This window comes from Rhodococcus sp. 05-2255-1e, from assembly GCF_002259025.1.
In the GTDB taxonomy this organism is placed as follows: domain Bacteria; phylum Actinomycetota; class Actinomycetes; order Mycobacteriales; family Mycobacteriaceae; genus Rhodococcoides; species Rhodococcoides fascians.
In genome coordinates, this window is the sequence record NZ_NOZE01000013.1 from 161,129 (window position 1) to 184,728 (window position 23,600).

26 protein-coding genes are annotated in these 23,600 nt (G+C 64.7%); 5 read left to right on the top strand and 21 right to left on the bottom strand.

Features of this window, described 5'->3' with window-relative positions:
* Positions 1-88: 88 nt before the first annotated feature.
* From ispG to dxr, 3 genes are all read right to left on the bottom strand, one after another.
* A complete protein-coding gene (gene ispG / locus CH262_RS10900; protein WP_080731229.1) occupies positions 89-1,228 on the bottom strand; it encodes a flavodoxin-dependent (E)-4-hydroxy-3-methylbut-2-enyl-diphosphate synthase in 1,140 nt (379 codons plus the stop codon).
* Between the two features lie 61 nt (positions 1,229-1,289).
* A complete protein-coding gene (locus CH262_RS10905) occupies positions 1,290-2,510 on the bottom strand; it encodes a M50 family metallopeptidase (RefSeq protein WP_094717593.1) in 1,221 nt (406 codons plus the stop codon).
* Positions 2,511-2,513: 3 nt separating this feature from the next.
* Entirely contained in the window at positions 2,514-3,653 is a 1,140-nt protein-coding gene (gene dxr, locus CH262_RS10910; protein ID WP_094717732.1) for a 1-deoxy-D-xylulose-5-phosphate reductoisomerase, read from the bottom strand.
* Positions 3,654-3,775: 122 nt separating this feature from the next.
* On the opposite strand from dxr, the gene CH262_RS10915 reads away from it, so the two are divergent.
* Positions 3,776-4,297 carry a DUF1990 family protein gene (locus tag CH262_RS10915; RefSeq protein WP_032366411.1) on the top strand — a complete coding sequence of 174 codons (522 nt, stop codon included), beginning with the start codon at positions 3,776-3,778 and terminating at the stop codon, positions 4,295-4,297.
* Position 4,298: 1 nt separating this feature from the next.
* Here the strand turns inward: CH262_RS10915 and puuE are convergent, their stop codons facing one another.
* Positions 4,299-5,198 (bottom strand): allantoinase PuuE, encoded by a 900-nt coding sequence (puuE, locus tag CH262_RS10920; protein WP_179274984.1) that lies wholly within the window; start codon positions 5,196-5,198, stop codon positions 4,299-4,301.
* Between the two features lie 217 nt (positions 5,199-5,415).
* Between puuE and CH262_RS10925 the strand changes: the two genes are divergently transcribed.
* A complete protein-coding gene (locus CH262_RS10925) occupies positions 5,416-5,685 on the top strand; it encodes a DUF2631 domain-containing protein (protein WP_027496710.1) in 270 nt (89 codons plus the stop codon).
* Positions 5,686-5,689: 4 nt separating this feature from the next.
* On the opposite strand, the gene rlmN is transcribed toward CH262_RS10925, so the two are convergent.
* On the bottom strand, positions 5,690-6,841 hold the full coding sequence (gene rlmN, locus CH262_RS10930; protein ID WP_045841851.1) for a 23S rRNA (adenine(2503)-C(2))-methyltransferase RlmN: 1,152 nt from the start codon (positions 6,839-6,841) through the stop codon (positions 5,690-5,692).
* A gap of 166 nt (positions 6,842-7,007) precedes the next feature.
* On the opposite strand from rlmN, the gene CH262_RS10935 reads away from it, so the two are divergent.
* Positions 7,008-7,448, top strand: coding sequence for a LapA family protein (locus CH262_RS10935; RefSeq protein ID WP_094717734.1), 441 nt, complete (start codon positions 7,008-7,010; stop codon positions 7,446-7,448).
* 90 nt (positions 7,449-7,538) lie between these two features.
* On the top strand, positions 7,539-8,381 hold the full coding sequence (locus CH262_RS10940) for an HpcH/HpaI aldolase/citrate lyase family protein (RefSeq protein WP_032366409.1): 843 nt from the start codon (positions 7,539-7,541) through the stop codon (positions 8,379-8,381).
* A 21-nt stretch (positions 8,382-8,402) separates the two neighbouring features.
* On the opposite strand, the gene CH262_RS10945 is transcribed toward CH262_RS10940, so the two are convergent.
* From CH262_RS10945 to rpsB, 6 genes are all read right to left on the bottom strand, one after another.
* A complete protein-coding gene (locus CH262_RS10945) occupies positions 8,403-9,122 on the bottom strand; it encodes a class I SAM-dependent methyltransferase (protein ID WP_179274965.1) in 720 nt (239 codons plus the stop codon).
* A 16-nt stretch (positions 9,123-9,138) separates the two neighbouring features.
* Positions 9,139-10,053 (bottom strand): phosphatidate cytidylyltransferase, encoded by a 915-nt coding sequence (locus CH262_RS10950; RefSeq protein WP_027496706.1) that lies wholly within the window; start codon positions 10,051-10,053, stop codon positions 9,139-9,141.
* 36 nt (positions 10,054-10,089) lie between these two features.
* Positions 10,090-10,647, bottom strand: a complete 558-nt coding sequence (gene frr / locus CH262_RS10955; RefSeq protein ID WP_027496705.1) for a ribosome recycling factor — start codon at positions 10,645-10,647, stop codon at positions 10,090-10,092.
* Between the two features lie 55 nt (positions 10,648-10,702).
* Positions 10,703-11,431 carry a UMP kinase gene (pyrH, locus tag CH262_RS10960; protein WP_027496704.1) on the bottom strand — a complete coding sequence of 243 codons (729 nt, stop codon included), beginning with the start codon at positions 11,429-11,431 and terminating at the stop codon, positions 10,703-10,705.
* A gap of 164 nt (positions 11,432-11,595) precedes the next feature.
* Positions 11,596-12,420 carry a translation elongation factor Ts gene (gene tsf, locus CH262_RS10965; protein WP_027496703.1) on the bottom strand — a complete coding sequence of 275 codons (825 nt, stop codon included), beginning with the start codon at positions 12,418-12,420 and terminating at the stop codon, positions 11,596-11,598.
* 159 nt (positions 12,421-12,579) lie between these two features.
* A complete protein-coding gene (gene rpsB, locus CH262_RS10970; protein WP_094717594.1) occupies positions 12,580-13,470 on the bottom strand; it encodes a 30S ribosomal protein S2 in 891 nt (296 codons plus the stop codon).
* A gap of 342 nt (positions 13,471-13,812) precedes the next feature.
* Here rpsB and CH262_RS10975 point away from each other — a divergent pair, with 342 nt between their 5' ends.
* Positions 13,813-14,313, top strand: coding sequence for a M23 family metallopeptidase (locus CH262_RS10975; RefSeq protein ID WP_094717595.1), 501 nt, complete (start codon positions 13,813-13,815; stop codon positions 14,311-14,313).
* Between the two features lie 3 nt (positions 14,314-14,316).
* Here CH262_RS10975 and CH262_RS10980 read toward each other — a convergent pair whose 3' ends face one another.
* The 10 genes from CH262_RS10980 to lepB all read right to left on the bottom strand — a co-directional run bounded on the left by CH262_RS10980 (position 14,317) and on the right by lepB (position 23,590).
* Positions 14,317-15,369 (bottom strand): MinD/ParA family ATP-binding protein, encoded by a 1,053-nt coding sequence (locus CH262_RS10980; RefSeq protein WP_032366592.1) that lies wholly within the window; start codon positions 15,367-15,369, stop codon positions 14,317-14,319.
* A 378-nt stretch (positions 15,370-15,747) separates the two neighbouring features.
* Positions 15,748-16,674: a tyrosine recombinase XerC gene (locus CH262_RS10985; protein WP_027496700.1), complete on the bottom strand. Its 927-nt coding sequence runs from the start codon at positions 16,672-16,674 to the stop codon at positions 15,748-15,750.
* A gap of 69 nt (positions 16,675-16,743) precedes the next feature.
* Positions 16,744-17,526, bottom strand: a complete 783-nt coding sequence (locus CH262_RS10990) for a siderophore-interacting protein (protein WP_094717596.1) — start codon at positions 17,524-17,526, stop codon at positions 16,744-16,746.
* Positions 17,527-17,624: 98 nt separating this feature from the next.
* The gene (dprA, locus tag CH262_RS10995; protein ID WP_094717597.1) at positions 17,625-18,746 is read right to left on the bottom strand and encodes a DNA-processing protein DprA; all 1,122 of its coding nucleotides are present in this window, start codon (positions 18,744-18,746) and stop codon (positions 17,625-17,627) included.
* Entirely contained in the window at positions 18,743-20,248 is a 1,506-nt protein-coding gene (locus tag CH262_RS11000) for a YifB family Mg chelatase-like AAA ATPase (protein WP_032387227.1), read from the bottom strand. The genes dprA and CH262_RS11000 overlap by 4 nt, the downstream gene beginning before the upstream one ends.
* Positions 20,248-20,604, bottom strand: a complete 357-nt coding sequence (locus tag CH262_RS11005) for a YraN family protein (RefSeq protein WP_027496696.1) — start codon at positions 20,602-20,604, stop codon at positions 20,248-20,250. Before CH262_RS11005 ends, CH262_RS11000 begins: the two co-directional genes overlap by 1 nt.
* Before the next feature lie 351 nt (positions 20,605-20,955).
* A complete protein-coding gene (locus CH262_RS11010) occupies positions 20,956-21,300 on the bottom strand; it encodes a histone-like nucleoid-structuring protein Lsr2 (protein WP_027496695.1) in 345 nt (114 codons plus the stop codon).
* A 397-nt stretch (positions 21,301-21,697) separates the two neighbouring features.
* A complete protein-coding gene (locus CH262_RS11015; protein WP_008717288.1) occupies positions 21,698-22,003 on the bottom strand; it encodes a DUF2469 domain-containing protein in 306 nt (101 codons plus the stop codon).
* 37 nt (positions 22,004-22,040) lie between these two features.
* Entirely contained in the window at positions 22,041-22,802 is a 762-nt protein-coding gene (locus CH262_RS11020; RefSeq protein WP_080732047.1) for a ribonuclease HII, read from the bottom strand.
* A complete protein-coding gene (gene lepB, locus CH262_RS11025; protein ID WP_094663035.1) occupies positions 22,799-23,590 on the bottom strand; it encodes a signal peptidase I in 792 nt (263 codons plus the stop codon). Before lepB ends, CH262_RS11020 begins: the two co-directional genes overlap by 4 nt.
* Between the last annotated feature and the right edge of the window lie 10 nt (positions 23,591-23,600).

Genomic DNA, 23,600 nt, shown 5'->3' on the forward strand with positions numbered 1-23,600 from the left:
TACGCACCGATTCTGAAGCGAATCATTCCAGACAATGTGTTCCCCCGGTGGCAGAGCGGCAAACCGGACGCCGAACAGGTGTACCCGCTCAGCTGACGGTGACCACCGGCGCGCCACCGCTGGCGATCTCGTCCTTCTCGAACTCCTCGGCGATGCGCATCGCTTCCTCGATCAACGTCTCCACGATCTGCGCTTCGGGGACCGTCTTGATGACCTTTCCCTTGACGAAGATCTGGCCCTTTCCGTTGCCCGACGCGACACCGAGGTCAGCGTCGCGGGCCTCGCCCGGCCCGTTCACGACGCAGCCCATGACCGCGACGCGTAGCGGGATCTCCATTCCTTCGAGTCCCGCAGTCACCTCGTCGGCGAGGGTGTAGACATCGACCTGTGCCCGCCCACACGAGGGGCAGGACACGATCTCGAGTTTGCGCGGGCGCAGATTGAACGATTGCAGGATCTGGTTTCCCACCTTGATCTCCTCCGCCGGCGGTGCCGACAGGGAAACTCGGATGGTGTCGCCGATGCCCTTGGACAGCAGGGCCCCGAATGCCACAGCGGACTTGATGGTCCCCTGGAAAGCCGGTCCCGCTTCGGTGACACCGAGGTGCAGTGGGTAGTCGCACTGTGCCGCCAACTGCTCGTACGCAGCGACCATGATGACGGGGTCGTTGTGCTTGACCGAGATCTTGATGTTGCCGAAACCGTGCTCCTCGAACAGGCCTGCTTCCCACAGCGCGGATTCGACGAGCGCCTCGGGTGTCGCCTTGCCGTACTTCTTCATCAGCCGCGGGTCGAGAGAACCTGCGTTCACACCGATGCGGATCGGAATGTTCGCGTCACCGGCCGCCTTGGCGACCTCCTTGACGCGGCCGTCGAACTCCTTGATGTTGCCCGGGTTGACGCGCACCGCTGCACACCCGGCGTCGATGGCCGCGAAGATGTACTTCGGTTGGAAGTGGATGTCGGCGATCACCGGAATCTGGCTCTTCTTCGCGATGATCGACAGCGCGTCGGCGTCGTCCTGTGTGGGGCACGCAACACGAACGATGTCGCAACCCGACGCCGTCAACTCTGCAATCTGCTGCAGCGTCGCGTTGATGTCGTGAGTTTTGGTGGTGGTCATCGACTGCACCGAAATAGGGCTGTCACTACCCACTCCCACCGAACCGACCTGGAGCTGCCTGGTCTTTCGACGTGGCGCGAGTACGGGTACCGGTGGTGCGGGCATTCCCAATCCGACTGACACGGACACAGTGGCCTTCTTTCCTAGCTACGACTGTCGAGTCTACTTAGAACAATTGAATCGGGTTGACGATGTCCGCCGTGAGCGTCAACAAGGAGAACCCGATGAAAACGACGATGACCACGTAGGTGACAGGCATCAGTTTCATGTAGTCCACCGGCGCACCGTCGGGCAGGCCGCGACGATTGCGGAAAATGTTGCGAATGCGCTCGTAGATGGTCACGGCGATGTGGCCACCATCGAGCGGCAACAGCGGCACGATGTTGAACACGCCGAGGAAGAAGTTCAACGACGCCAGCAGACCGACGAACGTCTGCCAGTTGTCGTTCTCCACGGCCTGGCCACCGATGACGCTGGCACCCACCACGCTCATCGGAGTGTCCAGTCCACGCTCGCCGCCGAAGATCGACTCCCACAGCGCCTGCACCTTGGTGGGAAGCTGCACGAGCGCTTTGCCGGTCTGGACGAAGATGTCGCCGGTGAAGACGAACGTCTCGGGTACCGCCTCGATCGGGTTGTATCGAATGTTCGGCGGGGCGATCGTGGAACCACTGACGCCGACCGCGCCGACTGTCGTGGACTCCTTGGCTCCGGTGTCCGGATCGGTGACGTAGCGCTGAACCTCGGTCACCGGGATAGTCAGGTCCAGGGACGAACCGTCTCGCTCGACGGTCAGATCCACCGGCCCCGACGACGCCTGCACGGTCTCGACGACCTCGGACCAGTACTGCACCGGCTCGCCGTTCACTGCGGTGACCACGTCGCCCTTACGTAGTCCCGCTTGCTGAGCCGGGCTCGCTCCCGAGCACGGCGCGAGTTCGCCGTCCTCGGTCTGCGAGGGTGCGATGCACACGACCTCGCTGACCTGGACGGTCGGCGGCGTCACCCGATCCGGCGTGCCCCAGCCGAGCACCAGCACGTAGACCAGGACGATTCCCAGCACGAAGTTCATCGCGATGCCGCCGACCATGACGACGATGCGCTTCCACGTCTTCTGGCGGTACATTGCGCGCTCGACCTCGTCGGGCGCGAGCTCGTCGATGGCGGTCATGCCGGCGATGTCGCAGAACCCGCCTGCCGGAATGGCTTTGAGTCCGTACTCGGTCTCCCCGCGACGGAAGGAGAAGATCTTCGGGCCGAACCCGATGTAGTAGCGGCGAACCTTCATGCCGAGCGCTTTCGCGGTCCACATGTGTCCAGCCTCGTGCAGCGCGATCGAGACACCGATTCCCACGGCGAACAGCACGACACCCAGAGCGAACACCATGTGTCAGAGGCCTTTCGATTTCAGTAGTTCACGGGCGTGGGCCCGGGCCCAGGAGTCCGCCGCGAGTACGTCGTCGACGTCCCTGGGAGCCGTCGACCAGTCCTGCCCGCCGTCGCCCAGTACCGCGCGCACCGTCTCGACGATCTGCGGAAATTCGATCCTGTCGTCCAGGAACGCTTCTGCTGCGATTTCGTTGGACGCGTTGTACACCGCAGTCATGCACCCACCCATGATCCCGGCCTCACGCGCCAGCTGCACCGCCGGAAACACTCGGTCGTCGAGTGGCTCGAAGTCCCAGGAGAATGCGGTCGTGAAGTCGAGTGCACGAGCGACGTCAGGCACTCGATCGGGCCAGCCGAGGGCCAGCCCGATCGGCAACTTCATGTCCGGTGGACTGGCCTGAGCGATGGTCGAACCGTCGACGAACGTCACCATCGAGTGCACGATGGACTGCCGGTGCACGGTGACGTCGATTTTCTCGTAGGGCACACCGAACAGCAGGTGCGCCTCGATCAGTTCCAGACCTTTGTTGACCAGTGTCGCCGAGTTCAACGTGTTCATCGGCCCCATCGACCAGGTGGGATGCGCGGCGGCCTGCTCCGGCGTGACCGACTTCAGTTCGCTCTCGCTCCACCCTCGAAAGGGACCTCCCGATGCGGTGAGAACCAGTCGATCCACTTCGCCGCGCGTACCGCTGCGCAGGCACTGGGCGAGCGCGGAGTGCTCGGAGTCGACCGGCACGATCTGACCGGGGGCTGCGGCGGCGAGAACCAGCTCGCCTCCGGCGACCAGGGATTCCTTGTTGGCCAACGCCAGGCGCGCACCGCTGTTCAGCGCGGCCAGGGTCGGTTCGAGGCCGAGAGAACCCACGAGGGCATTGAGCACGACGTCCGCCGGGGTCGACTCGACCAGCTCGGTCACTGCTCGCGGACCACTCAGCACTCCGGAGAAATCGAGCTCGGCGGCGGCCTCGGGCTGGGCGACGGCTACCCGTCGGACACCGGTCTCCGCGATCTGGCGACGGAGCAGTTCGATGTTTCCACCGCCCGCAGCCAGCCCGACCACGACGAAGCGGTCCGGGTTGGCGGCGATGACGTCGAGCGCTTGGGTTCCGATCGACCCGGTACTTCCCAGCAACAGCACACGTATCGGCTCGGGGCGATCCGAGTTGGTCGTTCGCTCACGATGGTCTGGCACCGGTCCATTGTTGCCTACCGAGGCTGAGAAACCCCTATGTGCCGACGCAGGCTGGCACGCTGGGGTGCATGGACTTCTCGAAGTACCGCTCGGCACCGTTCAATTACGACGATGCGGGGGCCACCGCCGGCCCACTGCCCACCGGATACCACCACGTCACGATGTCGAGGGTCGTGGGATCGGGGCTGGACGACTTCGTGGCGGCGGCCGATGCGTTGATGCGATGGGACATGCACCGAGGGGCAGGACTGAAGGTCCGTTCCGAGGCCGAGACCGCTGTGCCCGACTCGGTGGTCGTTCTCACACTCGGACCGGTGCGCATTCCGTGTCGTGTGGTCTATGTCATCGACGAGGCGAACCGTCAGGGTTTCGCCTACGGAACACTCGACGGGCATCCCGAGTCCGGCGAAGAACTCTTCTACGTCGACTACTCCCCCGCCGACGGTGCCGTCACCGCCCACATATCGGCGTTCTCGCGTCCCGGTCGCTGGTACACCAAGCTCGGCGGCCCGGTGGGCAGGCGTGTCCAGGCAGCATTCACCGACCGCTATCTGAGCGCGCTGGCATCCGCGTGCCGACAGGCCGACTGACTCAGGCCTCGGGCGGGTGCACAGCTCGCCAGTGTTCGGCGATGTCGATTCTCTTCGCGACCCAGACCTTGTCGTGCGACTGCACGTGATCGAGGAAACGTTCCAGTGCAGCCATGCGGGCCGGCCTGCCCACCAGCCGGCAGTGAAGTCCGACCGAGAGCATCTTGGGACTCCCACTCGCGCCCTCGGCATAGAGAACGTCGAAGGCGTCACGTAGATGCGCGTAGAACTCGTCGCCCGTCGAGAAGCCTCCCGGCGATGCGAAACGCATGTCGTTGGTGTCCAGGGTGTACGGCACCACCAGGTGATCGACGAGACCGCCGTCCCGGTTCACCTTCTCCCAGTACGGCAGATCGTCTGCATAGGAGTCGGAGTCGTACACGAATCCGCCGTGCTCCACCACGAGCGATCGGGTGTTGGGGGAATCGCGCCCGGTGTACCACCCCAGTGGCTCAGACCCCGTCAGCTCGCGCAGGATGGTCACGGCCTCCGCCATGTGCTCGCGCTCGACGTTCGCGTCGATCTGCTGATACGACAACCACCGCAAGCCGTGACATGCGATCTCGTGGTCCAACTCCAGCAGTGCCGCAACCACTTCCGGGTTCCGCTCCATGGCCTTGGCGACCGCGAACACCGTCAGCGGTAACCCACGCTTCTCGAATGCGCGCAGCACGCGCCACACTCCGGCTCTGGATCCGTACTCGTACAGCGATTCCATGCTCATGTGTCGATTCGGAAACGCCTGTGCGCCGATCATTTCCGACAGAAACGTCTCGGACTTCGTGTCGCCGTCGAGCACGTTGTTCTCGGCACCCTCCTCGTAATTGAGGACGAACTGGACGGCGATGTTCGCCTCACCCGGCCACTGCGCGAGCGGCGGCGTGCGGCCGTAACCGACCATGTCGCGGGGATAGCTCAGCGGGGACCGACTCGGACGATGGGGAAGGCGCTCGGAGGTCACCGCCGCAGTCTCTCATTCGAGCCCACACACGCGCTGGGTGAGCGATGCAACCCTGATCACTACGACGGGCGGTCGTATGCCAATATTGTTCCGACAACGCGTCTCGCACCGTTCGTGCCGGGACCCACGTGAACGCATCACCCGAGAGGATCGACCGGTGGCAAATACCGAACTGGAATCCGCTTCGTACGACCCGGTCGTCGATACCCGCAACGAGGTGCCCGAGGTGCCGTCCGCCGCGTGGGGATGGAGCGGCGAGTCGAACAAGGCGATGCGCGTCGCAGCCATCGTCGTTGCCGCGTTCCTGCTGTTCATGATCATCGGAAATCACACCGGCAAGGTCGAGGACCTGTGGTTGGTCGGATTTGCCGTGGCGCTGGTCGGACTCGTCGTGCGCGACGTCATCGTCCGCCGCAAGCCCCGCTAGCGGTTCAGTTCTCGGCGGCGAGCTGACCGCACGCCGCCGCGATCTCCTGCCCTCGGGTATCGCGGACGGTGCACGAGACGCCCTGCGCTATGACCCGGCGAACGAATTCCCGCTCCACCGGCTTCGGGCTGGCATCCCACTCGCTACCCGGAGTCGGGTTGAGGGGAATCAGGTTGACGTGTACCCGGGATCCGAGCGCCTTGTGCAGCTTCTTGCCCAGCATGTCCGCTCGCCACGGCTGATCGTTGACGTCCCGGATCATCGCGTACTCGATCGAGACGCGTCGACCGGTCTGATCGGCGTAGTACCGGGCAGCGGAGAGAACCTCCGCCACCGACCAACGATTGTTGACCGGGACCAACGTGTCTCGCAGCTCATCGTCCGGCGTGTGCAGAGACACGGCCAAGGTCACCGACAGACCCTCGTCGGCCAGCTTTCGAATGGCCGGAGCAAGGCCGACCGTCGACACGGTGACCGAACGCTGTGACAGTCCCAGCCCGTCGGGGGCTGGTGAGACGATCTTGCGCACCGCCGCGACGACGCGCTTGTAGTTGGCCAGCGGCTCGCCCATGCCCATGAACACGACGTTGGACAGACGACCCTCACCGCCGGGGACGACGCCGTCGCGCATGTCCGCGGCCGCCGAACGGACCTGATCGACGATCTCGGCCGTCGACAGGTTCCGCGTCAGGCCGGCCTGACCGGTTGCGCAGAACGGACATGCCATTCCGCAACCGGCCTGACTCGAGATGCACAGCGTCGCGCGATCCGGATACCGCATCAGAACACTCTCGAGCAGAGTCCCGTCGTTGGCCTTCCACAGCGTCTTTCGAGTGTCACCGTCATCACACGCCAAGTGCTTGATCGGCGTCAGCAAGGTGGGAAAGAGATCGGCACCGACCTTCTCCCGAGCCTCGGCCGGAAGATCGGTCATCTTGGTGGTGTCGGCTTCGAGCCGCGCGTAGTAGTGGCGCGCAAGTTGGTCGGCCCGGAATGCCGGTAGACCGAGTGCCTTCACCGCCTCACGCAGGCCCTCTTTGTCCAGGTCAGCGAGGTGACGCGACGGCATACCCCGACGCGGAGCTGTGAAGACCAGCGGAAGATTCGGTCTCTTCTGCTCGGTCGTGCTGTCCGTTGCGGCTGCGGAATCACTCATGCTCGACCCCCGCGTCGTTCCTGCTGGCTCAACTCCATACCCACCATTGTCCACCCGTTCTGCTCACAGTCCTATTCGCGACGGTTTTCGACGGTGCCCTGACGGGTATCGACGCCGGGACCGATTGCGCGTGCATTCGGACCACGCGTGCGAAAGGATCATCGACATGGCCACCAGAGCAGACGACAACAACGAGGCACCGTTCGACACATCGGCCTCGGCCACGGCCGGATTCGACCGGCCGACGAGTGCCGCCGGCGACCTCACCCCGATCACCACCCCGGATTCGGACGGCCATTCCGCGCCCGACCCCGAGTTCGTTCCGGAACAGCAGCACACCCCCACCGATGTGGCGCACACCCGCACCGCCGCCCTCTGGACCGGTCTGGTGGTCGGGGCCGTCGTCCTTGTCGTTCTCCTGGTGTTCATCGTGCAGAATCTCGACTCGGTCACCGTCCAGATCTTCGCCTGGCAGCTCGACCTACCCCTCGGAATCAGCATGCTGCTGGCCGCGATCGCGGGCGCGCTGGTGATGGCCATGGCCGGCGGTGCCCGAATCCTGCAGGTCCGGCGCGCAGCGAAGAAGAACCAGCGTCACGGTTCGTGAACACTATGTACAGAAGCTGGCACCGATGCTCTGAATCGATAAGGTTGGCGGTGCCCGACTTCACTCGAGGAGCATGACGTGACTACTTTCATGGAGACACCGGTGGCATCCGGCGTTGCACCCGACCGCGCACGATCGTGGCTGTTGGTTCCGGCCACCAAGCCCGATACCTTCGACGCTGCTGTCGCGTCCGGTGTCGACGCCGTCATCCTCGACATCGAGGACGCAGTCGCTCCAGCGAAGAAGCCTGCTGCTCGCGAGACCGTCGTGCGCTGGCTGAGTGAGGGCAACTCGGCCTGGGTGCGCGTCAACGACGCGACGACCCCGTACTGGGCCGACGATCTCGCCGCGTTGTCCGGGCTGCCCGGCCTGGTGGGGGTCATGCTCGCGAAGACCGAGAGCGGCGGTCAGGTCGAGGCGACAGCCGCCCGCCTCGCCGACGGCACCCCGATCCTCGCGCTGGTCGAATCAGCAGCAGGACTCGAGGCCGCCACCGAAATCGCGCGCGCCGATTCGACTTTCCGTCTCGCGTTCGGCAGCGGCGACTTCCGACGCGACACGGGCATGAGCGACGACCCGCTCGCCATGGCCTACCCGCGCTCGCGACTGGTCGTCTCCTCGCGCGTCGCACGACTGCCCGGACCCATCGACGGTCCGACACTGACCGCGAACGACAGCATCCTCGGGCGCGATGCAGCCCTGACGCTCTCGATGGGCATGGCAGGCAAACTCTGTATGCACACCGATCAGGTGGCCATCGTCAACCGCGAACTGGCCCCCTCTCCGACCGACGTGTCCTGGGCTCACGATGTCATCGACGCTCTCGGTGCCGACGGTGCTCACGTCAAGGACGGCAGCGATCTGCCGCGTCTGGCAAAGGCTCTCAAGATCAACGAACTGGCTCGAATCTTCGGAATCTCTGCCGCGTCCTGATCGCTCGCTGCCGAGCCAGGCTCAGATCGACTCGACGCCGGTCGGCTTGTATCGAACGTGGATGCGATAGCGCACATTCAGGGTGAGGTCGTCGACCTGCCGTGCCGCAGCACGCGCTACCCGCGGTGAGAACTCGATTCCCAGCACATCCCGCAAAACCCGGCGGTCGGGAAACGCCCACCTCGTGTCGACGCGTCGCATCTCGAATCCCTGGGCATCGAAGAACGCCTCGACGGCCGCCGGATCGTAGTGCGGGAGATCCGCACGCATCCAGTCCCCGTACGGAGACGCCGTGGCGTCGAGGTCCACGACCACCAACGCCCCTCCGGGCCGCAGAACTCGCATCGCTTCGCTGATACCCGGGCCGCAGCCGGGGCCGAAGAAATACGCGGTTCGCGCGTGGACGAGATCGACCGAACCTGTGTCGACGGGCAGCGCGTCCGCTCTACCCGCACGCACGTCGACGTTCGCAAGTGACTCGACGCGCGTGCGGGCTGCGGCCACCAATGGGGCGTGCGGTTCCACACCGATGACGTACCGGGCGTCCGCAGCGAACATCGGAAGATGGAAACCGCTGCCGCAGCCCACGTCCACGACGTTCTCGGCCGTCCAATCGACGGTCGATCGAATGGTCGCGAACACAGCGCCGTCGACGTCCTGAGCCCTGTTCTCCGCCTCGTACAGATGCGGCCAGTGCCAGATGTTGGGACTGGGAATCACCCCGCCGCGATCACCGCTCATCGTCCGGCGGAGTCGGTCAGAGCAACACGGTGAAGACGAGCCACGCAACGAACGCGGAGGGCAGCAACGAATCGAGTCTGTCCATGATGCCGCCGTGGCCGGGCAGCAACGAGCCCATGTCCTTGATTCGAAGGTCGCGCTTGACCTGCGATTCGATGAGGTCTCCCAGAGTTCCCGTCACGACCAGCACGACTCCCAGCAGGACACCGATCATCGAGTTGGCCTCGAGAATCAGGGTCACCGTCAGCAGGCAACCGATGACGCAGAAGATGAGCGATCCGACCAGCCCTTCCCAGGACTTCTTCGGGCTGATGGCCGGTGCCATCGGGTGTTTGCCGAACAGCACACCGGCGATGTAACCACCGACATCCGAGCACACGACGCCGATGACGAAGACCAGGATGCGACCGGCACCGTTGTCCTGCAGGACCATCAGAACGGCGAACGAGGCCAACAGTGGTAGCCAACACGCCACCAGAACGGTGACGGAGAGTTCTTCGAGATAGTTCTTGGGAGCAGTACCGAAGCCTTGTCTCAGCAACAGCCACACCATGCAGACCACGACGGTGCCCACAGCCGCACTGAGCACTCCGACGGCACCGAACGGCCAGCCCAGCCAGATCATGGCCTGACCACCGAGGATCAGCGGGATGCGCGGAACGAGAACACCGCCCTCGCGGAGCCGCTTGGACACCTCGTACGTCGCGACGGCCAACGCCACGGCCACGACACCGATCCATACCAGCGGCACGAACACGAGCACGAGGATCAACCCGATACCCAAACTGCCGCCGACGCCGATCGCGGCAGGCAGATTTCGACCCGCCTTGCCGGCGGACTTCGTGGCGGCGACCCCGGACGAGCCAGCGGGCGTGCCGCTGCCCTCCTGCCGATCCGGTCCCACCACTGTCGTCAACTCCTCGATATTCATCGTCGTTCCACCGTGTTGCGCAACTATCGAAGGAGGTCAGACCTCCATCAATTCACCCTCTTTGCGCTTGACCAGTTCGTCGACCGAGGCGGTGTACTTCGCGGTGGTCTTGTCGAGCTCGTTCTCGGCGCGTACGACGTCGTCCTCGCCGGCCTCGCCGTCCTTCTGGATACGCTTGAGCTCTTCCATCGTCTTGCGGCGCACGTTGCGAATGGACACCTTGGCGTCCTCGCCCTTGCCCTTGGCCTGCTTGACGAACTCGCGGCGTCGTTCCTCGGTCAGCTGCGGCACGCCGATACGAATCAGGTTGCCGTCGTTGGTGGGGTTGACGCCGAGATCGGAATTGCGGATAGCGGTTTCGATCGGCCCGAGCTGATTCGACTCGTACGGCTTGATCACCACCAATCGCGCCTCCGGCACGCTGATGCTGGCCAGCTGGGTGATGGGCGTCGGGGCACCGTAGTACTCGATGACGATGCGCGAGAACATTCCCGGGTTGGCCCGCCCGGTGCGGATCGAGGACAGATCGTCACGGGCAACCGATACGGCCTTTTCCATCTTCTCTTCGGCGTCGAAGAGAGCTTCGTCAATCACGATCTGTCCTCCATCGTCTTCGTTCTCGGTTCGTTCGCGGTCGTGTCGGCGGCATTCACGACGTGACCAGCGTGCCGATGTTCTCGCCCGACACGGCGCGAGCAATGTTTCCCTGAATCAGCAAATTGAACACCAACATCGGCATCTGATTGTCCATGCAGAGGCTGAAGGCAGTCGCGTCGGCAACTTTGAGGCCTCGCTCGAGGGCTTCGCGGTGGGTGATCGTGTCGAACATCGTCGCGTCGGGATCGAGCCGTGGATCGGCCGAGTAGACACCGTCGACGGCCTTGGCCATCAACAGCACCTCGGCACCGATCTCGAGCGCCCGCTGCGCCGCCGTCGTATCCGTCGAGAAGTAGGGCATGCCCATACCTGCGCCGAAGATGACGACACGCCCCTTCTCGAGGTGCCGTCGCGCGCGCAGCGGGAGGTACGGCTCGGCCACCTGGCCCATCGTGATCGCGGTCTGGACTCTGGTGGCAACACCCTGCTTTTCCAGAAAATCCTGCAGCGCAAGACAATTCATGACCGTGCCGAGCATGCCCATGTAGTCCGAGCGAGATCGGTCCATCCCCCGCTGCTGCAATTCGGCACCGCGGAAGAAGTTTCCGCCACCGATCACCACGGCGACCTGAACTCCGGTGGCCACCACCTCGGCGATCTGCTCGGCAACGTTGTTCACGACATCCGGATCGAGCCCCACCTGGCCACCACCGAACATCTCCCCACCCAGTTTGAGCATCACGCGTCGGAACCCGGGACGGTCAGGGGCCGGATCGGTCATAGCTCTCCTCGGTACTCGTCGAACACTACGGTTTACTCACCGATCATCCTGCCCTATCGGCACCCGATCGGTGGACACGGCTCCGACCTGCCTCGCGCACGAACGATGCCGTCCACTCGATGAAATCGAATGAACGGCATCGCCTCGATCGGATCGAGCGCAGACTAGCTGGCGCCGACCTCGAATCGGGAGAAACGGGTGATGGTCACGCCGGCCTCGTCGAGGATGGCCTTGACGGTCTTGTTGCCGTCCTGAACCGACTTCTGCTCGGTGAGAACGACGTCCTTGAAGAATCCGTTGACGCGACCTTCGACGATCTTCGGCAGAGCCTGCTCCGGCTTGCCCTCTTCGCGCGCGGTTTCTTCTGCGATCCGACGCTCGGCGGCGACCAGATCCTCGGGAACCTCGTCACGGGTGACGTACTTGGCCTTGAGCGCTGCGATCTGCATCGCCGCAGCGCGCGCAGCATCGCCGGCGGCGTCGCCGTCACCGGTGTACTCGACCAGCACGCCGACGGCAGGCGGCAGGTCCGCGCTGCGCTTGTGCAGGTAGGTCGCGGTGTTGCCGTCGTAGGACACGACGCGGCGAATTTCGAGCTTCTCGCCGATCTTGGCCGACAACTCGTTCAGAGCCGTCTCGACGGTCTTGCCGTTCAGGTCGAGTGCCTTGAGAGCGTCGACATCAGCAGGCTCGCCTGCTGCAGCCGTCGCCGCGACGGACGCGGCGAACGTCTGGAACTCGTCGTTCTTGGCCACGAAGTCGGTCTCGGAGTTGATCTCCACGAGCACTCCACCCTCGGCGACGACGAGGCCTTCGGCGGTGTTGCGCTCGGCGCGCTTGCCGACGTCCTTGGCACCCTTGATACGCAGGTACTCGACGGCCTTGTCGTAGTCGCCGTCGTTCTCGGCGAGTGCGTTCTTGCAGTCCATCATTCCGGAGCCGGTGAGCTCGCGGAGCCGCTTGACGTCGGCGGCAGTGTAGTTCGCCATCGTGGGCGAGCCTCCTCAAAAGTCTGAATACGGGCGTTGACGAAAGTGCTGTTCTCGAATCGTGATCGACGGGCTCGCTGTGGAGCCGGACCGATCACAACCCTGACATACCGAAGCGGCCCCGGCCCACCCCTGAGGGTGAACCGGGACCGAATTCGATCAAGCCTGAGCGGCCGGCGCTTCTTCTGCTGCCGGTGCTTCTTCTGCTGCCGGGGCGTCGGCGGCCGGCGCATCGGCTGCGGGAGCCTCTGCTGCCGGAGCGTCAGCGGCCGGGGACGCCTGTGCGAGCTGCTCGAGCTCCCACTCTGCGAGCGGCTCGCCTGCGCCGACCTCGGGCTTGGCGTCGGTTGCGGTGTTCTGGCCTGCACGGGCCTGCACACCTTCGGCCACTGCGGATGCGACGACCTTGGTCAGCAGCGCAGCGGAACGGATCGCGTCGTCGTTACCCGGGATCGGGTAGTCGACCACGTCGGGATCGCAGTTGGTGTCCAGGATCGCGATGACCGGGATCTTCAGCTTGCGCGCTTCGCCGACGGCGATGTGCTCCTTGTTGGTGTCGACGATCCAGATGGCCGACGGAACCTTGGCCATGTCGCGGATGCCGCCGAGGGTGCGATCGAGCTTGGTCATCTCACGCGTGAGCATGAGGATTTCCTTCTTGGTGCGTCCCTCGAAGCCACCGGTCTGCTCCATTGCCTCGAGCTCCTTGAGGCGGACCAGGCGCTTGTGCACGGTCTGGAAGTTGGTGAGCATGCCACCGAGCCAGCGCTGGTTCACGTAGGGCATGCCCACGCGATTTGCCTCAGCGGCGATGGACTCCTGTGCCTGCTTCTTGGTGCCGACGAACAGAACGGTGCCGCCGTGGGCGACCGTCTCCTTGACGAACTCGTAGGCCTTGTCGATGAAGGTCAGAGTCTGCTGCAAGTCGATGATGTAGATGCCGTTGCGGTCGGTGAAGATGAATCGCTTCATCTTCGGGTTCCAGCGACGGGTCTGGTGTCCGAAGTGTGTGCCGCTGTCGAGCAGCTGCTTCATTGTTACTACAGCCATGGCTGAATAACTCTCTTTCATGGTTCGGTTGACGCAGAGTGTCGGTGACCTCTGCCCTGGCGACCGCCGAAGTTGTCGGACCTGAACCACAGGGGGATCAGGACCGCCGACAACCGGTTCTCGTATCGTGAACTCTGCCGAGGCAGTCGATACGATGACGCGGACGCGCGAAGTCGACCCGTGCACGCACAGGCCGCAACAAGGAGTGTAGACCTGCGGCGGCCCCCGTCATAACCAGGCCCGACTGTCAAGAGATTCCGGTGCCTGTGGACGAATCTTTCGGTTGTCCACAATTCGTGCTGGGCCTCGTTTTCCAGCACATTCACAGGCCATCGTCGACGAGTGAACACTCTTCGTACCGGGTGCATCGCCTGCGTTCTTGCCGCGATCGTGCTGACCACGCCGGCCGCGGCAGCCGAATCGGACTCGTTCGCGTGGCCGATACGGCCGCACCCTCGCGTCGTGACACCGTTCGACCGCCCGGAACACGATTGGCTCCCCGGCCATCGCGGGGTCGACCTCGCCGCGGCGGACGGCACCTCGGTTCTGGCCGTCGCCGACGGCACGGTCGTGTTCGCAGGCCTCGTGGCCGGTAAGCCGGTGGTGTCGGTGGACCATCCGGGCGGACTTCGATCGACGTACGAACCCGTGACGGCGGCGGTCCGGGCCGGAGCACGAGTACGACGCGGCGACATCCTGGGTTCGCTGACGTCGGGACACGACGGCTGCACGGCGACATGCCTGCACTGGGGCATCAAGCGGGGCCGCGAATACCTCGATCCGACGGCCCTGGTGCGTGCCCGTCCGATCAGATTGAAACCCGTGCAGGAGCCGGGTCGGTGACGGTCAGCGCGCAGGGCCGGAGTGACGACCGGACGCGGCAGGAAAGTCGTCCGCAACCATGGCGGCAAGCTCGACGAAAGCGCTCCTGGTCTGGGGACGCAGCTTCTCGAGATCGACCACGGCCCCCTCGGCGAGGTGCTCGTCGAACGGAACCACCAGCACCGCGCGGCAGCGTTCCAGGAAGTGCTGCTGCAACAAGTTCATGTCGACCGCGGACGAACCCGGTCGGACCGAACTGATCACCACGACCGTGCGCTCGACCAGGTGGCCGTATCCGTGCAGTTCCAGCCAGTCCAGAGTCGCGGCTGCGCTGCGTGCCCCGTCGACGGCCGGCGAACTGACCAGAACCAGCGCATTGGCCAGCTGCAGCACCCCGTTCATCGCCGAGTGCATGATGCCGGTTCCGCAGTCGGTGAGGATCAGGTTGTAATAGACCTGCAGCATGTCGATGACTGCGCGATAGTCCTCTTCGCCGAACATCTCCGACGCCGAGGGATCCCGCTCACCGGCCAACACTTCCAGTCGGCTCGGTGCCTGCGAGGTATGAGCGCGAATGTCGGAATACCGGCGAATGTTCGGGGCTGCGGCCAACAAGTCGCGAACAGTCGACGCGGTCTGACGCGGTACCCGCTCTCCGAGTGTCCCGAAATCCGGGTTCGCGTCGACGGCAATGACGCAATCTCCGCGCAGCGACGCGAACGTCGACCCCAGACCCAGAGTGGTCGTCGTCTTGCCGACCCCGCCCTTGAGCGACAGGAACGCGATGCGGTAGTCCCCCAGCACCGGCTGCCGTATGCGATCGACCTGGTTGCGGTAGCGCTCCTCGGCCGTCGACTCGCCGGGGTTGATGACGCCACCGGTCAACCGGTGCACACCGCGACGCCACCCCGACGACGAGGTGCGCTTGGGTCGTTTCAGCAGCGATTCGGCACCCAGGTCCTGACTGCTCGGACGATACGGATTCGGGGCACCTGCCCACGGCTGCGGGGACCAGGGTGCCTGCTGGGCCGGCTGGGCCTGCGACCGATCGTCCCCGACGGGCGGAACGGGCGGCATCTGCGCGTCGGGATAGGCGGCCGGCGGGCCCGGTCGAAGCGGCACGGGCGGGTTGTACCGCGGGGGCACGGGTGGTCGCTGCGCAGAATCGGGCGTCTGCCACGGCGGGGGCTGCCGGGGCGTGGGGCGTGGAGTGGACTTCGGTTCCGACGGTACGGATCCGGCGGCATCGTCACCCCGGCCGGCGACTGCACTGCCGTCGACTGCACTGCCGTCGCCTGTACTGCCGGGTCGTGCCCCGTTCACCGGCGCACTGTGGCCATGCGTCGACCACGGCTCCGATTTACCTTGCGGTCGGTCGCGGTCCACGGTCCCCCGTATTCGGTGTAGTCGATCCTGGGCAGACGCTACCAAACGATGCGCCGCCCAGCTCGACGCTCATGCTCTGGGATGCGCCTGATCGTGCACCGCCCGCAACCGTTCGACGGATACGTGAGTGTAGATCTGCGTCGTGGCAAGAGATGCATGTCCGAGCAGTTCTTGCACCACCCGGAGATCGGCACCTCCTTCCAGCAGATGCGTGGCTGCCGTATGGCGGAGGCCGTGCGGTCCCAGGCTGGGGCCGCCGGGGACTGTCTCCAGCACAGCATGCACCGCCGACCTGGCCTGTCGCTGGTCGAGTCGTCCACCCCGACGCCCGAGCAACAGGGCCGGTCCGGATCGATCGACGGCCAGGGCAGGCCTGCCGTCGGTGAGCCAGGCGTCGAGTGCCTGCGCGGCCGGCAGACCGTACGGTGCCGACCGTTCCTTGTTGCCCTTGCCCACCACCCGAACGACTCGTCGATCGGTGTCCACGTCGTCGACATCGAGACCGCACAGCTCCCCCACGCGGACCCCGGTCGCATACAACAGTTCGACGACGAGTCGATCGCGCAGCGCTATGGGATCGAGTTCGGCGGCACCCGACTCGGCAGCGTCCAGCGCTCGCGTCGCTTGATCGTGACGCAGCACTCCGGGCAGGGTGCGGTGACCCGACGGGGACGCGAGACGCTGCGCGGGGCCGACCTTCACAGCCCCGACCCGTTCGAGCCACGCCCCGAACGTTCGCACCGACGAGGTGCGCCTGGCCATCGATGTCCGGGCCGCGCCGGCCGCCGAGTACCCCGCCAACCACGAGCGCACGACACGCAGATCCAGATCGGCGATCGTCGCGCCCGGTGAGGACGCGGCCAGGTGCGCCAGCAACGAACGTGCGTCGGCAACGTAGGCCCGGATGGTGTGCTCCGACCGTTCCCGTCCGAGGCGCAGGTGTTCGGCGAACTCCTCGACGTGCACCTCCAGGTGCGGCGGCAGCGAATCGGTCATCGGCTCAGCTTGGGCGCTGACGTCTCGCGCGACAACCGGACACGCCGTCGGGTGGACGTCGGTGCGCGATCAGGCGTCGACTCCCGCCTCCGCCTGTGCCAGCTCACGCTTCCAGGCTCGGAAAGTTTCCTCGGTCCGCCCCCGACGCCAGTAACCCGAGATCGACGCCCACTCGGCCCCGACCCCACGTTCCTTGCGGATGTACGGACGGAGGTTGTGCATGACGGCCTGCGCCTCACCGTGGACGAACACCTGCGCCTGCCCGGGTAACCATTCGGTGCTCTTGACGGCCTCGATCAGCGGTGCGTTGTCTCCGGCCCGGTCGTCGCCGATCTCGTTCGACGACGCGCCCCGGTGGACCCAGGTGACGTCGACGACTGCGAGGGTCTCCATGTAGATCTCGTCGTGACGGTCGCCGACCTCGATGAACACCTTGGCAATGGCGTCTTCGGGGAGGGCCTCGACCGCAGCCGAGATGGCCGGGATAGCCGATTCGTCGCCTGCGAACAGGTGCCAATCGGCATCGGGGCGAGGCGCGTATGCCCCCGACGGCCCGAAGAACGACATCTCGTCGCCCGGCTTCGCGCGTGTGGCCCACGGTCCGGCGACGCCCTCGTCGCCGTGCACCACGAAGTCGATGGCGATTTCCCGCGCGTCGGTGTCGACGGATCGAACGGTGTAGGTCCGCATGATCGGATCGTCCTCGGTTCCGAAGAACAGCTTGACGTACGCATCGGTCTTATCGATGGCGTCGAACTCCTCGAAGCCTGGACCACCCAGATATACCCGGTGCATGTGCGGGGTCAGCGCTTCCGTGCGCACTACGGTCAACGTGGTTTTCTTACGCGGCACTACAGACCCCTCTTCGAGCGAACGACGCCGATGCTCACTGCACCGACTAAGCATTACCTAACACCCTACCTTCACCGGGCCTCGGTAGGGCCGTCACCTCAGCCGCGCACCACCCGGGCCCACCCGGTCTCGTCGTTGCTCACGAAGCCGTCCATCTCCATCACCGGTAGCGCGGCACGGACCTTCGACAACGGAACCCCGGAACTCTCCGACAGTTCACGGGTGGACAACGCTCCCGTGGCCGGCAGCGCGTCGTAGATCAACAGTGCGGTCTCGGACAGCGCATCTATTTCCCGGAACAGATCGGGACGGGGTTCCTCCGGCGAGCCGAGCGCCCCGGCCTCGGCCACCACATCGTGCGAGCTCGACACCAGAACGGCCTCACCCTCACGAATCATGCGATGGCATCCCTTCGACGTCGGAGAGGTGACGGGCCCCGGCACGGCAAGAACGGGGCGGCCCAGTTTCGCCGCCCACGCCGCGGTGTTGCGCGCCCCGCTCCGCCATCCCGCCTCCACGACCACCACCGCCGATCCGAGTGCCGCCACCAACCGGTTGCGCGCCAGGAACCGGTGCTTGGCCGGAGTGGTGCCCGGCGCGTATTCACTGAGAACCACCCCGCTCGAGGCGATCTGACGCAACAGTCGGGAGTGTCCCGCCGGGTATGCCCGGTCGACGCCGCAGGCGAGCACCGCCATCGTCGTCCCCTCGACTCCGAGCGCCGCACGGTGCGCTGCCGCATCGATACCGAATGCAGCCCCCGATACGACGGTCCAGCCGTCCAGCGCCAGATCGGCGGAGATCTCGGCAGTGACGTGGTCGCCGTACGGACTCGACGCTCGGGTTCCGACTATCGACACCGATCGTTCGGTGTCTGCTCCGACAGACCGGTTTCCCAACGCCCACAGTGCGATCGGCGGCGATGTGTCGACACCCGCGGTGAGGCCGGACCCATCGAAGCCGAGAAAACGCCACGCAGGCCACTCGTCGTCGTCAGGGGTGATCAGCCGTCCACCGAGAGCGGCCATGTGGTCCAGATCTGCTGCTGCAGTGTCGACATGAGCCCGTGCTGCCAGTCGCTCACCCAAGTGTCCGGCGCGTACGGCTGCGGCGGTGGCCTCGGGGCCGTGGGCAGCGGCGTGGTCCGTCACCATGCGGTGCGGACCCTGTGCCACCCGAGACAGATACGCCCACGCCAGCCGACGTGCGTCATAGGTCATGCCACTCCCCTGTCTCGAAAATCCAGTGCGGCACCGACCTCGTCTGCACCGGGCACGGTGCCGCCGGCGAGATCGTTCAGAGTCCACGCCACCCGTATCGCACGATCGGCACCGCGCGCGGTCAGCGATCCGTTGCGCAATGCCCGCTCGATCGGTGCCAGCGTCGACCGAGCGAGCCGAAACCGTTGGCGCAGTGCTGGTCCGGGGACTTCCGCATTGGTCCTCCACCCGAACTCCGACCAACGATGGGCAGCGGCATCTCGTGCTCCCGTCACCCGTGCGCGGATATCGGCCGTTCCTTCTCCGACGTCGTCGACCAGCGCCCCGGTCGCGACTCCCATCATCTGAATTCGGAGATCGACCCGGTCGAGGAGCGGTCCGGACAGTTTTCCCAAGTACTTGCGGCGAGCAGTGGGCGCGCACACGCAGTCGGCCTGCCGCGCCGGCGCGCACGGACACGGATTGGCCGCCAGGACGAGTTGGAACCTCGCCGGGTACCGGGCCACCCCGTCTCGACGCGCAATCCGAATTTCACCGTCCTCGAGTGGGGTTCGCAACGCTTCGAGTACCCGGATGCTCATCTCGGCGCATTCGTCGAGAAACAGAACTCCGCGATGCGCGCGACTGACTGCGCCCGGTTTGGCCATACCGGTGCCTCCTCCGACCAACGCACTCACCGACGTCGAATGGTGTGGCGCGATGAACGGCGGTGACGTGATCAGCGGCCGCGCACTCGTCAGCAGCCCCGCCACCGAATGGATCGCGGTCACCTCCAGCGCCTCGGACTCGGTGAGCGGCGGGAGAATCCCCGGAAGACGTTGCGCCAGCATCGTTTTCCCGATCCCCGGTGGCCCGGTCAACATAATGTGATGCGCACCGGCCGCAGCGACCTCCAACGCCCATCGGGCATCCGCCTGACCGGCAACGTCACTGAGATCCGGATAGCTCTCCTGATGCCAGTCGGTCGGGGTGGGCGATTCCAGCGCCTGCTCACCACGAAGCCACGCAACGACATCCGCCAGGCAATCGGCACCCAACACCTCGATACCGTCAACCAGACCCGCTTCGGGCAGACACCGACTCGGCACCACCACCCGCTGCCACCCCGCCGCCTTCACCGCGAGCACTCCGGGCAGAACCCCGCGGACCGCACGCAACCTGCCGTCCAGAGCCAACTCCCCCAGAAACACCGTCTCCGACAGGCTTCCCCGCGGAATGGCCTTGGCGGCGTCGAGGACCGACAATGCCAACGCCAGGTCGTACACCGAGCCACCCTTGGGCAACGTCGCCGGAGACAACGCGAGAATCACTCGACTGTCCGGCCAGGTACCACCCGAATTCTTCACCGCGGCCTTGACCCGATCACGCGATTCGTTCAGCGCGGTATCGGGCAGTCCCACCAGATGGGTCCCCGGAAGACCCTGACCGATATCGGCTTCGATCTCCACCAACACTCCGTCGACGCCGTTGACCGCCACCGAATGGGCTCGCCCCAGGGGCATCAGAACGCCGCCCTGACGTGAGTGAGAACGGGGTCGTCACCGCGACCGATCACGATGGCGATCACGTCGAATCGGATGTGGACCCACGGCCCTCCGCGAAGCGAAAGCCACTGCAACGCCAATCCTCTGATCCGAGTCTGCTTGGTGTACGTCACCGCTTCCGCCGGCGTTCCGTAACCGATTCCCGAACGCGTTTTGACTTCGACGAACACCATCGTCTCGCCCTCGCGCGCAATGATGTCGAGCTCCCCCGAACGATGCCGCCAATTCCGCTCGATCACCTCCAGGCCGATGTGCTCGAGATGGCGTGCAGCAAGGTCCTCACCGCGGGCCCCGAGTTCTTGATTGGTCGGCATGTCGAATTCCTCCACTCTGCGGCCGCACAGCACGGCCGGATCCGGTCGCCATGACGGTGACACGACCGAAAGGAGGTGATTCCGAGAAAGTGCAGGTGCCGCATTGCCCTGTGGACACGCGCAATCCTGTGGAGAGAACCGTCGAATCGCAGGGCCGAAACACCTGTTTTGTCGTACCTGTGTGCTTACCAGCGTTCATGCCCTGTCGATCGCCCGACAAATGGTTCGAACATGCAAAAGCTCCGTCCGGATTACTGCACGGACGGAGCTGAAGCACGGAATCGGTAATCGAATTCGATGACCGAACTACCGCTGACCGAAGACAGCGGGCATATCAAGGCTGGGAGGCGGTCAGTGCGCAGCCTCGTAGGCGGCCTGAACTTCCTGGCTGATTCGACCTCGGGCGCTGACCTCGTGGCCGTTCTCGCGAGCCCACGCTCTGATGTCCTGCAGATCGACCTTTCCTCGAGCCGGTGCAGGCGCGGCACCGGTCTTGCGGGGGCGGCGACCGGAAATCTTCTCGGCGTGCTCGATCCAGAAAGCCAGCTGCTCGTGCAGTTCGTTCGCATGCTTGAGATTCAAGTCGATGCGGTACTGGTTTCCACCGATACCGAATTCGATCGACTCCCCCTGGCCTTCTTTGATTACCGAACCGTCGACATCGTCGATCATCTGGACAAGCGTCTTGCGTGCCATCTCGTACCTCTTACGCGTCTGGGAGAATGTGGTAATTCAAGTTCTACCACCGATTATCGGACCGAGGCAAAGACCCAACGATGTTCACATCGGCGTAGGGTCGAAAACATTCGGTACGAAAACGTGTGAATACCGGAAGCTATTTGCATCATTAAATCGAAATACTATGTGAGACAACAAAATTCGGCGTTCACATTTCGACGATTCTCCCGCGCTCGACGCAACCCGGCAACGGGCCTCTGCTCGAAACAGAACACGCGGAATTATTCGGTCGGTTGTCCAGCTTTTCGCTGATCGGTGCGCTTCGGAACACTCCACACGGGAAATCTGCCGAGCGGAACCGTCCAGGTGCGCCCGTCAGGCACCGGGCACACCTGCCGATCCGACCCGGGTAGGACTATTCGGGGAGACGCAGATCCGGTTTGTCCAGCTCTTCGATGTTGACGTCCTTGAACGTGATCACCCGCACGTGCTTGACGAAACGAGCCGGTCGGTACATGTCCCATACCCACGAGTCGGACATCCGCAATTCGAAGTAGATCTCACCGTCGGCATTGTGCGGAATGAGTTCGACGGAGTTCGCGAGATAGAAACGACGCTCGGTTTCGACGACATAGTTGAACTGTCCGACGATGTCCCGATACTCGCGGTACAGCGAGAGCTCCATCTCGGTTTCGTACTTTTCGAGATCTTCGGCACTCATCGGTCTCTTTCATCCTCCAGTCGGGCGTGAAATTCAATCATGGCGCACCGTCGTCGGTGCAGTCCATTCGCCCCAGCGCGTCGACCTCGCTACGCGAGCGACCGGCTGCCGCGGCAGCCACGTTGGCATAGGACATTCGATGCTCCCGGCTCGGGCCGAGCGTGGTCATCGCGGTCGAATGAGCACGTGTGCTGTACCCCTTGTGCACGGCGAATCCGTAGCCGGGAATGTCGGTGTCCATCTGCACCATCAACCGGTCTCTGGACACCTTGGCCAGCACACTGGCCGCAGCGATGCAGGCAGCTGTGGCATCCCCTCCGATGACGGGTAGAGACGGCACCGGAAGTCCGGGAACCCGAAAGCCGTCGGTGAGGACATACCCGGGAGTGAGGCCCAGGCCCGCCACCGCGCGGCGCATTCCCTCGATGTTCGCCACGTGCACCCCGATGCGGTCGACCTCGGCCGCGTCGACGAACACCACACTCCACGCGAGTGCCAATTTCTTGATCCGGGGAAAGAGCTCCTCCCGGCGACGCTCGGTCAGCTTCTTGGAATCGTCGAGGTCCGCAAGGGCCGTGTGCGCCCGGGATCCCAGAATGCACGCCGCGACCGTCAACGGCCCCGCGCAGGCTCCCCTGCCTGCTTCGTCGACACCCGCAACCGGACCGAGCCCGTTGCGTTCGAGTGCCGATTCCATGGTCCGCAGCCCCGCCGCCCTCCTGATGATGGGACGAGGCGGCCACGACGAGCGGCTCAGAGATGCGCGCGCACGAGGCGCGGGACGAGGACGGGCCGTCATCGACCCTGAATGTCCGGCGAGTCCAGGAGGCCGGTTCGCGATGGCGGCAACGCGATGGCCACGGCCTTGCCTATCACATTGTCCAGCGGAACGGTGCCGGTGAACTCGTCGGTGACGTGATATCGCGAGTCTCGCGAATTGCTGCGGTTGTCGCCCATGACCCAGATGTTGCCCTCGGGCACCGTGACAGGGTCGAAGCACCGGCCCGATTTCAATTCGGTCTCGCACGTCATCGTGTCCGGAACGAACGGGAAATCCATCTGTATGTACGGCTCGTCCAACGGCTTTCCGTCCACGAGCACCCGCCCCTGAGCATCACAGCACTCGACCGTCTGACCGCCGGTGGCAATGACGCGTTTGACCAGATCGTTCTCGTCCGGAGCGACGACTCCGATCAAAGAGCCCACTTCCTGGGCCCCGCGGATGACCGAATTGTCGGAGCGCTGCGAGACGAATTCGTCGTTCCAGGAATCGGGGCCGCGGAACACGACGATATCGCCGGGCTTCGGATCGCCGAATCGATAGCCGATCTTCTCCACGACGATGCGGTCCCCGGTGCAGCCGGCGCAGCCGTGCAGTGTCGGCTCCATGGATTCGGATGGGATGAGATAGACCCGGGCGACGAACGTCTGAAGCAGAAAACTCAGCACGAGAGCTACCAGAATGAGGATGGGAAGTTCACGCCAGAAGGACCGCTGCTTGCGATCCGCACGCTTGTTCCGGGGAGACTCGTCGTCGGGCTCGTTCGTCGAACCCTGTGGGGTCGGATCCTGTGGGGACTGCGTCACCTGGACAGGT

Coding starts and splice junctions, on each gene's coding strand:
- ispG (WP_080731229.1), bottom strand. CDS start 1,228: ATGCCCGCACCACCGGTACCCGTACTCGCGCCACGTCGAAAGACCAGG.
- CH262_RS10905 (WP_094717593.1), bottom strand. CDS start 2,510: ATGGTGTTCGCTCTGGGTGTCGTGCTGTTCGCCGTGGGAATCGGTGTC.
- CH262_RS10915 (WP_032366411.1), top strand. CDS start 3,776: ATGGACTTCTCGAAGTACCGCTCGGCACCGTTCAATTACGACGATGCG.
- puuE (WP_179274984.1), bottom strand. CDS start 5,198: ATGGTCGGTTACGGCCGCACGCCGCCGCTCGCGCAGTGGCCGGGTGAG.
- rlmN (WP_045841851.1), bottom strand. CDS start 6,841: ATGAGTGATTCCGCAGCCGCAACGGACAGCACGACCGAGCAGAAGAGA.
- CH262_RS10935 (WP_094717734.1), top strand. CDS start 7,008: ATGGCCACCAGAGCAGACGACAACAACGAGGCACCGTTCGACACATCG.
- CH262_RS10940 (WP_032366409.1), top strand. CDS start 7,539: ATGGAGACACCGGTGGCATCCGGCGTTGCACCCGACCGCGCACGATCG.
- CH262_RS10945 (WP_179274965.1), bottom strand. CDS start 9,122: ATGAGCGGTGATCGCGGCGGGGTGATTCCCAGTCCCAACATCTGGCAC.
- CH262_RS10950 (WP_027496706.1), bottom strand. CDS start 10,053: ATGAATATCGAGGAGTTGACGACAGTGGTGGGACCGGATCGGCAGGAG.
- pyrH (WP_027496704.1), bottom strand. CDS start 11,431: ATGACCGATCCGGCCCCTGACCGTCCCGGGTTCCGACGCGTGATGCTC.
- tsf (WP_027496703.1), bottom strand. CDS start 12,420: ATGGCGAACTACACTGCCGCCGACGTCAAGCGGCTCCGCGAGCTCACC.
- rpsB (WP_094717594.1), bottom strand. CDS start 13,470: ATGGCTGTAGTAACAATGAAGCAGCTGCTCGACAGCGGCACACACTTC.
- CH262_RS10980 (WP_032366592.1), bottom strand. CDS start 15,369: ATGCCGCCCGTTCCGCCCGTCGGGGACGATCGGTCGCAGGCCCAGCCG.
- CH262_RS10985 (WP_027496700.1), bottom strand. CDS start 16,674: ATGACCGATTCGCTGCCGCCGCACCTGGAGGTGCACGTCGAGGAGTTC.
- dprA (WP_094717597.1), bottom strand. CDS start 18,746: ATGACCTATGACGCACGTCGGCTGGCGTGGGCGTATCTGTCTCGGGTG.
- CH262_RS11000 (WP_032387227.1), bottom strand. CDS start 20,248: ATGCCCCTGGGGCGAGCCCATTCGGTGGCGGTCAACGGCGTCGACGGA.
- CH262_RS11005 (WP_027496696.1), bottom strand. CDS start 20,604: ATGCCGACCAATCAAGAACTCGGGGCCCGCGGTGAGGACCTTGCTGCA.
- CH262_RS11010 (WP_027496695.1), bottom strand. CDS start 21,300: ATGGCACGCAAGACGCTTGTCCAGATGATCGACGATGTCGACGGTTCG.
- CH262_RS11015 (WP_008717288.1), bottom strand. CDS start 22,003: ATGAGTGCCGAAGATCTCGAAAAGTACGAAACCGAGATGGAGCTCTCG.
- CH262_RS11020 (WP_080732047.1), bottom strand. CDS start 22,802: ATGACGGCCCGTCCTCGTCCCGCGCCTCGTGCGCGCGCATCTCTGAGC.